Origin of the sequence: Micromonospora sp. LOL_024 (assembly GCF_048060415.1) — a bacterium.
Lineage (GTDB): Bacteria > Actinomycetota > Actinomycetes > Mycobacteriales > Micromonosporaceae > Micromonospora.
Genome location: NZ_JBHMIS010000069.1, coordinates 1 through 8,268 on the forward strand (window position 1 = coordinate 1; position 8,268 = coordinate 8,268).

Here is an 8,268-nt window from a genome sequence, read left to right on the forward strand (position 1 = left end):
CCGACGTGGACGTGTCGCCCTCCAACAAACGGCTACTCAAAACTGAGACAGAACACTAGCGTTCCTTCGTGACCGTCGTGGCGTTCATCGTGCCTTCCTCGCCGGTGGCACCTTGCACGCTGACCGTGTCACCCGCTTCGACGTCCGCCAGTTTGCCGGCGGTCGCGGTACGCACGGCTGTGCCGTCGGTGGTCCGTACGGTGACCACCGTGCCGTCGGGGGTCTCGACGTAGATTGTCGTGCCGTCCACGAGTTTGACCTCTCCTGTGGTTGGACCGGCGACGGGCGCCGTGGACGCCGGTCCCGGCGCCGCGTCGGTGCCTGGGCCCTGTCCTCTGCCGGATGAGCCGAGGTTCCCGGCGGCGCGGGGGTCCTGGGCCCCGCCGGGCCGGGCGGTCGCGGTGGTAGCACTCGTTCCCCAGCGCTGCTGAGTTTGGAGGCCACCGAGGAAGCCGGCGAGTAGCAGCGCCGCAGTGCCCAGCGCGATAGTGCCGCGGTTCCACCAGCGCCGGGGTGCCGCCTTGGCGATCTCCGCCGCCAGGCCGTCGTCGTCCTGGGTGGCGGGCTCGTCAGCCGGTTCGCCCTGCAACCTCGGTAGGACGGCGGTGTCGTCGATGTGGGTCACTGTGGTCCGTCCTCACTCGTAGCGCAGCGCGTCTATGGGGCGCAGCCGGGCGGCCCGGCCGGCGGGCAGACCGCCAAAGAACAGTCCAATGGCAATGGACACGCCCAGGGCGAGCCCGATGGAACTCGGCACGATGATCGGCTTGACGCCGACGATCTCGAAGCTGCCGCCGACGAGCGCGGCCGCCACGCCCAGGGCCCCGCCGAGGGCGCTGAGCAGTGTCGCCTCGATGAGGAACTGGGTGAGGATCATCCGACGAGGTGCGCCCAGTGCCTTGCGGATCCCGATCTCGCGGGTCCGCTCGGTGACCGTGACCAGCATGATGTTGGTGATGCCGATGCCGCCGACGAGCAGGCTGATGGCGGCGACCGCGCCGAGCAGTGTGGTGAAGGTTTCCGCGGTTTCGGTCTGCGTCTGCAGCAACTGGGAGGCGTTCTGGATGCGGTACGGCGCCGACGCGCCTCCGCTGCCACCGTTCCCGCTGACGTCCAAGCGCTGGTTCAGGATGGTGGACACCTCGGACTGCACCGCGTCGACCATGTCCGGGCTGGTCGCCTCCACCAGGATCGATGTGAGCGCGCCGTAGCCGGTGAGCACCTGGCGGACGGCCGTCAGCGGCGCCACCGCGGTGTCGTTGGCGTCCTGGAAGCCGGTGGAGCTCTTCTCCGCGAGCACGCCGACCACGGTGAACAACGCTCCGCCGACGGTGACCTGCTTGCCGACCGGGTCGGTGCCCGCGAACAGCTCCTCGGCGACCGTACGGCCGATCACCACCACCCGGCGTCCCTGCGCCTCGTCGTCGGCGGTGAAGCCGGAGCCGGCGCCGATGGGGGTGTTGGATGCGGCGAACCAGCCAGGCGTGGTGCCGACGAAGCTACTCACCTCGTGGTCGGTGCCCTCGTACGTGAGCGTTGCCGACGAGCTGACCACCGGCGACACCGAGGCGACGTTCGGCGCCAGCACGGGATCGATCAGCGCATCGGCGATCCCGGTCGTGAGCGCGGTGCTCGACGAGCCGCCCCGGCCGGCGCTCATCACGGTGACGGTGTTGGTGCCCAGCGCCTCGATCCGGTCACTGACGGCCTTGGCCGAGCCGTTGCCGACGGCGACAAGCAGGATCACTGCGGCGACGCCGATGAGGATACCGAGCATGGTCAGGGCCGAGCGGAGCTTGTTCGCCGCCAGCCCACGCAGGGCGAAGCGGATGACCTCGTGGAAGCTCATACCGTGTGCCGTCCCATCGACGCGAGCACCGGCTGCTGGCGGCGGTCGGTCACGATGCGCCCGTCGACCAGACGGATCAGGCGTTTCGCTCGGTCGCCCACCTCAGGTTCGTGGGTGATCAGCACGATGGTGCGACCGGCGCTGCTGAGCTGGTCGAAGACCTGGAGCACGTCCCCGGTGGACCGGCTGTCGAGGTTGCCCGTCGGCTCGTCGGCGAGCAGCAGCGCCGGCTCGGTGACCAGCGCCCGGGCCACGGCGACCCGCTGTTGCTGGCCGCCGGAGAGCTGGTTGGGCTCGTGCCGGGCCCGGTCGGCCAGGCCGACGACCTCCAGCGCGGCCATCGCCCGCAGTCGACGCTCGCGGGAACGCACCCCGGCGTACGCGAGCGGTAACTCCACGTTGGCCACGGCCGTCATCCTCGGAATGAGGTTGAACGCCTGGAAGATGAAGCCGATGAGCCGGTTGCGAGCCAGGGCGAGCTGCCGGTCGACGAGGCGGCTGACGTCCACGCCGTCCAGCAGGTACGTCCCCGAGGTGGGTACGTCGAGCGCGCCGAGGATGTTCATCAGGGTGGACTTACCGGACCCGGATGACCCCATGATCGCCACATAGTCGCCTCGGCCGACGGCGAGGGACACGCCGCGCAGGGCGTGCACGGTGGCTTCGCCCGCACCGTAGACCTTGGTCAGCTCGCGTACGTCGAGCACCGGCCGGGTCATTGGCCGGCCCGTCCAGCGCCACCCTGGGGGCCGCCGCCGGGTCGGGCGCCGCCGCCGGTCAGTCCGCCGAACCCGCCGCCGGCGGGGAAACCGCCCTGAGGGCCGCCGCCTGTCGTGGTGGTTGTCCGGAGCACCACCTGCTCGCCGGGGCTGAGCCCGGAGGTGACCTGCATGGTCTGGTCGCCCTCAAGGCCGATCTCGACCGGTCGGGTTTCCTGGATCCCGTCGGCCAGCACCGTCACGGTGTGCCGGTTGCCGACCGTGGTCAACGCCGCCGCGTTGACGTACACCGCATCGGCGACCTCGCCGGTGACGACGGAGACGGAGACTGTCTGGCCGGGCTTCGCGCCGGCCGGCACCTCGTCCAGGCTCAGCGTCACGGCATACGTCACGACGTTGCCGGCGGTGGTGGCCTGCGGGTCGACAGCGACCACCTTCGCGCTCTGCCGGGTACCGCTCAGGGCGTTCCACGTGACCGTGGCGGCCTGCTTCTCCTTGAGCTTCGTGGCGTCCGCCTCCGAGAAGGCGGCCCTGACCTGCAACTCGGTCAGATCCGCAATGTCGATGAAGCCGGAATCGCCGCTCGACGCGGCGGAACCTTGCGCCCCACCCTGCGCCTGCCCCCCGCCGTTCGACGACGAGCCCGTCCCGCTGGACGAGCTGCCGACGGTGCCGTTGACGGCGACGACCGTGCCGGCCATCGGCGCCTCGAGGACAGTGCCGTCCACACCCGCCCGTGCCTCGTCTACGGCGAGCTGCGCCTGGGTGACCGCGTTCTGCGAACTGGAGGTGTCCGAGCCGACCTCCTCGGCGCGCTTCAGGGCGTCCTGAGCAGCGTCGAGGTCGGCCTCCGCGGCGGCGAGGATCCGCTGCGCCGGCGCGGGGTCGACCTTCGCGAGAGCCTGACCCTTCTTCACCTTGTCGCCGACGCGCACCGAAACGGTCGTCACGGTCCCGCCGGTGACGAAGCTGGCGCTGGCCGAGTTCGCGCTCTCCAGCGAACCGTCGGCGGTCACGGTCGCGGTGACGGTTCCCTGCTGGACGGGCACGGAGCGCGTCGACGCGTTCACCGCGGCACCGCTCTCGGGGCCGGACAGCGTCTCGTACGCCCAGAAGGCCCCACCTGCGAGCAGGAGCCCGAGGACGGCGTTGATCGCCGTCGAGGGACGGCGCAGTGATTCCAGGCGGGCAGCAAGCATGACGGACACTGTGACCGATCGGCCTAGGAGGACCTTGGGCGTAACCTCGGAGCCACCTCGGAGCCCGTCACGCCGGGTCGTGGGTGATCGGCAGCAGCACCCGGAAAGTGGCGCCGCGCCCGATCGGCGGGTCCAGCTCGACCCACCCGCCGTGCCCGTGCACGATCGCCGCGACGATGGACAGGCCCAGCCCCGAGCCACCCCCTCGGCTCCGAGTGCGGCTGGAGTCGGCCCGGTAGAGCCGTTCGAAAACCCGGGGCGTGTGCTCCGCGGGCACGCCCGGGCCGTCGTCGCTGACCTCCAGGACTGCGAGGGGTACGCCGGAGGTCACCGTCCCGGAGCGAACCACGCCCGGCCATGGCACGTGGCCGTCGACGCGCCCGATCCGCACCGTGACCCGGGCGGGCCGGGTGGTGTGCTGCAGCGCGTTGGCGACGAGGTTCGTGGCGACCTGCCGCAGCCCGTGCTCGTCGCCCAGCACCGTGGGTGGCTCGAAGGTGTCGTTGTCGTCGTCGAGGGTAGCCAGGCGCACGGGACGGTCCGGTATTCGCGCGTGTGCGTCGCGGATCGTGTCGGCGGCGATCTCCAGCAGGTCCACCGGGCGCAGCACCGGCGGGCGCTGCCGGTCCAGCCGCGCCAGCAGTAGCAGGTCCTCGACCAGGACGCCCATGCGCCCGGCCTCGCCCTCGATCCGGCTCATCGTCTCGTCGAGCAACGGGCCGGGCGGGGCGCCGCCGCGACGGTACAGCTCGGCGAAGCCGCGGATCGAGGTTAGCGGGGTCCGCAGCTCGTGGGAGGCGTTCGCCACGAACTGCCGCAGCCGCTGCTCGGAGGACCTGCGCGCGGACACCTCCTCCTCGATGCGTGACAGCATCAGGTTGAGCGCGCCACCGAGCCGACCGGGCTCGGTGTGCGGGTTGGTGTCGGCGACCCGCTCGGACAGGTTGCCCGCGGAGATCGCGGTGGCCAACCGTTCCATCTCGGTGAGCGGACGCAAACCCAGCCGCACCACGAAAGCCGCCCCGGCACCCAGCAGGACCAGCACGAGCACGCTGACCCCGATGTCGATGAGCAGCAGCCGGTCGCCGGTCTGCTCCACCTCCGACAGCGACGAGCCGATGACGGCCGCGCCCCCGGTACCGGCGACCTGCACGGCCAGCAGCCGCCAGTCGGTGCTGCCGTCGGCCGCTGGCATCGTGTACGGGCGCGCCTCGGCCACCCGGGCGAGTACCTCGGTGAAGGACTGCACGGGCGGACGGGTGGCATCCGCGGTGGACGAGCGGTCCGCATCGAGCGTGCCGTCAGCGGTGTAGACGTACACCGTCTGGTCGGGGCCCAGGCGCAACGTCCGCCGGGCCGGGAAGGCACCGGGCGTGGGCCCCTCCAGGTGCTGTGTGCCGACGAAGGGCCGGGTCATGCCGATCAACTGCTCGTCGACGCGGTCCCGCATGTAGCCGCGGATCAGCACCAGCCCGGCGGTGTTGACCGCCAGCAGGGCCAGTGCCGCGAGCGCGCCGACAAACAGGACGAGGCGCGCCCGCAGGGTCCAGTGGCTCCACCGCCGCGGACGCCAGTGGAGCCGCTTGCTCATTCATCACCGCCGCGTGGCAGGCGCAGGGCGTACCCGACCCCCCGAACGGTGTGGATCAGCGGCGCCCCGGTCTTGTTGATCTTGCGGCGCAGGTAGTAGATGTACGACTCCACGATGCGCCCGTCGCCGCCGAAATCATACTTCCAGACCCGGTCCAGGATCTGGGCCTTGCTGACCACCCGTCCCGCGTTGAGAAGCAGGAAACTGAGCAGGTTGAACTCGGTCGGCGACAGGTCGATGAGGCGTCCGGCCCGGCGTACCTCGTGGGCGTCCTCGTCCAGCTCCAGGTCGGCGTAGCGCAGCACACCCCCGTCGGCCGGCGCCCCCGGCTCCGGCTGGATGCGCCGCAGGATCGCCCGGATCCTCAGCACGACCTCCTCGAGGCTGAACGGCTTGGTCACGTAGTCGTCCGCGCCCGCGGTCAGCCCGGCCACCCGGTCCTCGACGGTGTCACGAGCGGTCAAAAACAGCACCGGAGTTCCACGGCCGGCCGAGCGCATCCGCCGAGCGACGTCGAAGCCGTCCAGGTCGGGCAGCATCACGTCCAGAACGACCAGATCGGGGTCGAACTCCTCGATGGCGATCAGCGCACCGTGGCCCGACTCGGCGACCCGGACGTCGAACGCGACCAGGCGCAGCGTGGCCGAGAGTAGGGCCGAGATGTTCGGCTCGTCATCGACGACCAGGATCCGGGTCCGGCCCACCGAGGGCTTGCCGAAGACGGCGGGGCCACGAGTAGCGGAGTTCACCGCAAACAACTATCAGCGTTGCCTTTGAAATTCCCATGAGACACGTGTGAGGACGCTGAGATCACCACGAGCCGGCGACGGTATCACCCGCCGCCAACCCCGAGGTCACCTCGGTGTACTGGTCGCCGCGCAACCCGACGCCGACCTGCATCTGGGCGCCGTCGCGCAGCACCGTCCCGGTGGTTCCGGCGACGTCGTGCACCGCGGTGCTCGGCACCCGCAGCACGTCCTCCTTCGCGCCGGTGATGACCCGTACGGCCGCGCTCTGCCCGACCAACAGATCCTCAGGCGCGTCGTCGAAGGAGAGCACGACACCGTAGCTAACCATCACGCCGTTGCTGGTGCCGACCGGGTTGACCTGCACCACGGTCGCGCCGAACGTCGTACCGGCCCGGCCGGCGAGGGTGACGGTGGCCTTCTGTCGTTCGGCCAGCCGGTCGGCGTCGGCCTCCGGAAAGTCGGCGCTGATCTGCATGTCGAAGACGTCGGCGAGGGTAATGAAGGCGGACCCGGCGCCCACCCGGCTGCCGACCTTGCCGGAGACCGACAGGATCCGCCCGGCGATCGGGGCGGTGATCGTCGAGCCCTGAAGGTTGTCCTCGGCATTCGCCACCGCCACCTCGGCCTGGTTGACGCGCTGCTCGGCGCTCAACACGGCATCACCCCCGGCGCCGCTCCGGTCGCCCTGCTGACCGCCGTCGGCGCACGCCGCCGCCGTCCGGGCTGGCGCGGAACTACGGCTGGGAGCAGACGTCCTGGTGGGCGACGGGGTCTCGGCGGGCGGACCGGTCGATGTCGACGACGGGGTTGCGGCGGGCGCACCGGTTGGTGTCGGCGCCGGGACCACGCTCGCAGGGGGAGACTCGTAGCCGGCCGGCACGACTCCGCAGCCGGCACTCGGCGTGTCCGCTGCCTCGTAGGCGTCGTCGAGAGCGCCCTGGGCGTCAGCGAGGGTCTGACGCGCGGAACTCACCGCCTCGACGGCGCCAGAGTCGTCGAGGCTCGCGAGATCCTGACCGACGGTGACGACGGTGCCCGGGCGAACCTTCACGCTGTCGACCGTGCCGCCGACGGCGAAGGACAGGCTACGCGTCTGCGCGGGCTGTACAGTGCCCATCGTCGCCACCTCGGTGGTCACCACACCTCGATCCGCCGCCACAGTGGTCACCGTTGCCGGTTTCTCGTCCGCCCCGGCCGTCAGCACCCGCACGGCACCTGCGGCGAGCAGCACAACCACCACGACGCCGGCCATGAGCCACACCCACCGCCGCCGTCCCCCGCGCCCCACCGTCACGCCGATACCCATGGCGGACAGTGTCGCGGCCAGTCCTCGCCGCCGGCTCAGTCCCAGCTCGGAGTTACCTCGGAGCCGTCGGCCCCGCGTTCCCAGGTGATTCCGAGCATCGTCCGACGTCGTGGCGAGGTGGGCAGTCTTCCCTGGGACAGTCGTGTCCGCACACATGAGGAGAGACCGTGCCGCTGAAGACCACACCGTCCCTGGGCCGAATCACCACCCTGACCATCGCCGCAGCAGCGCTGCTGGTCTCGGCCGCGGCCTGTGGCGGCGGCTCGGACGGGCCGACCGAAGACGTCGGCGGCAACGTCCGCACCGCGTACACCGACTGCATGAGGGAGAACGGCGTGACCGTGGCCACGCCCACGGGCGAGCCGCGCACCCGGCCGTCGGGCTTGCCGTCCGGGATGCCGCGGCCCTCCGGCGACGCCCGGCCCGGTGACGGAAACGGCTTCCCGGGCGGAGGCGTCCTCCAGAAACCCGAGGGGATCGACGACGCGACGTGGCAGAAGGCGCAGTCGGCGTGCGCGTCCGTGCGCCCGACCGGGCGCCCCGGCGGAAACGGCCCCGGCAACGGGGCGAACGCGGCCTACCGCAATTGCCTGCAGGACCGCGGGGTCACCCTCGGCCAGAACAGCCTGCCCACCGACGACCCGAAGACGAAGGAGGCGATGGAAGCGTGCAAGGCACTCATGCCCACGGCCCGCCCCACGCCGTCGTCTTGACTCACCTTCTGGCATTGCTGAAGTGCGAGATCTCGGAGGCGCTCGTCGGCTGCCGCCGCCGCTGCGCCGGGTGCTGCGGCTTAGGTGGTGTCCGGTGGATCTTGGTGGTGGTTCGTTGTTCTGGTCGTGGCGCGTTTTGATG

At 71.0% G+C, this 8,268-nt stretch carries 8 protein-coding genes; 1 reads left to right on the plus strand and 7 read right to left on the minus strand.

Annotation, left to right across the window (positions count from 1 at the left end; translation table 11 throughout):
- Positions 1-55: 55 nt before the first annotated feature.
- The 7 genes from ACFHWY_RS27260 to ACFHWY_RS27290 form a co-directional block, all read right to left on the minus strand.
- Positions 56-625, minus strand: a complete 570-nt coding sequence (locus ACFHWY_RS27260; RefSeq protein ID WP_416583114.1) for a hypothetical protein — start codon at positions 623-625, stop codon at positions 56-58.
- 12 nt (positions 626-637) lie between these two features.
- The gene (locus ACFHWY_RS27265) at positions 638-1,849 is read right to left on the minus strand and encodes an ABC transporter permease (protein WP_416583115.1); all 1,212 of its coding nucleotides are present in this window, start codon (positions 1,847-1,849) and stop codon (positions 638-640) included.
- Positions 1,846-2,568 carry an ABC transporter ATP-binding protein gene (locus ACFHWY_RS27270; protein WP_416583116.1) on the minus strand — a complete coding sequence of 241 codons (723 nt, stop codon included), beginning with the start codon at positions 2,566-2,568 and terminating at the stop codon, positions 1,846-1,848. The genes ACFHWY_RS27265 and ACFHWY_RS27270 overlap by 4 nt, the downstream gene beginning before the upstream one ends.
- Positions 2,565-3,767 carry an efflux RND transporter periplasmic adaptor subunit gene (locus tag ACFHWY_RS27275; RefSeq protein WP_416583117.1) on the minus strand — a complete coding sequence of 401 codons (1,203 nt, stop codon included), beginning with the start codon at positions 3,765-3,767 and terminating at the stop codon, positions 2,565-2,567. The genes ACFHWY_RS27270 and ACFHWY_RS27275 overlap by 4 nt, the downstream gene beginning before the upstream one ends.
- Before the next feature lie 67 nt (positions 3,768-3,834).
- Positions 3,835-5,358, minus strand: a complete 1,524-nt coding sequence (locus tag ACFHWY_RS27280) for a sensor histidine kinase (protein WP_416583118.1) — start codon at positions 5,356-5,358, stop codon at positions 3,835-3,837.
- A complete protein-coding gene (locus ACFHWY_RS27285; RefSeq protein ID WP_416583119.1) occupies positions 5,355-6,107 on the minus strand; it encodes a response regulator transcription factor in 753 nt (250 codons plus the stop codon). Before ACFHWY_RS27285 ends, ACFHWY_RS27280 begins: the two co-directional genes overlap by 4 nt.
- Before the next feature lie 61 nt (positions 6,108-6,168).
- Entirely contained in the window at positions 6,169-7,413 is a 1,245-nt protein-coding gene (locus ACFHWY_RS27290) for an HlyD family efflux transporter periplasmic adaptor subunit (protein ID WP_416583120.1), read from the minus strand.
- 167 nt (positions 7,414-7,580) lie between these two features.
- Between ACFHWY_RS27290 and ACFHWY_RS27295 the strand changes: the two genes are divergently transcribed.
- On the plus strand, positions 7,581-8,126 hold the full coding sequence (locus tag ACFHWY_RS27295; RefSeq protein WP_416583121.1) for a hypothetical protein: 546 nt from the start codon (positions 7,581-7,583) through the stop codon (positions 8,124-8,126).
- Positions 8,127-8,268: the final 142 nt, after the last annotated feature.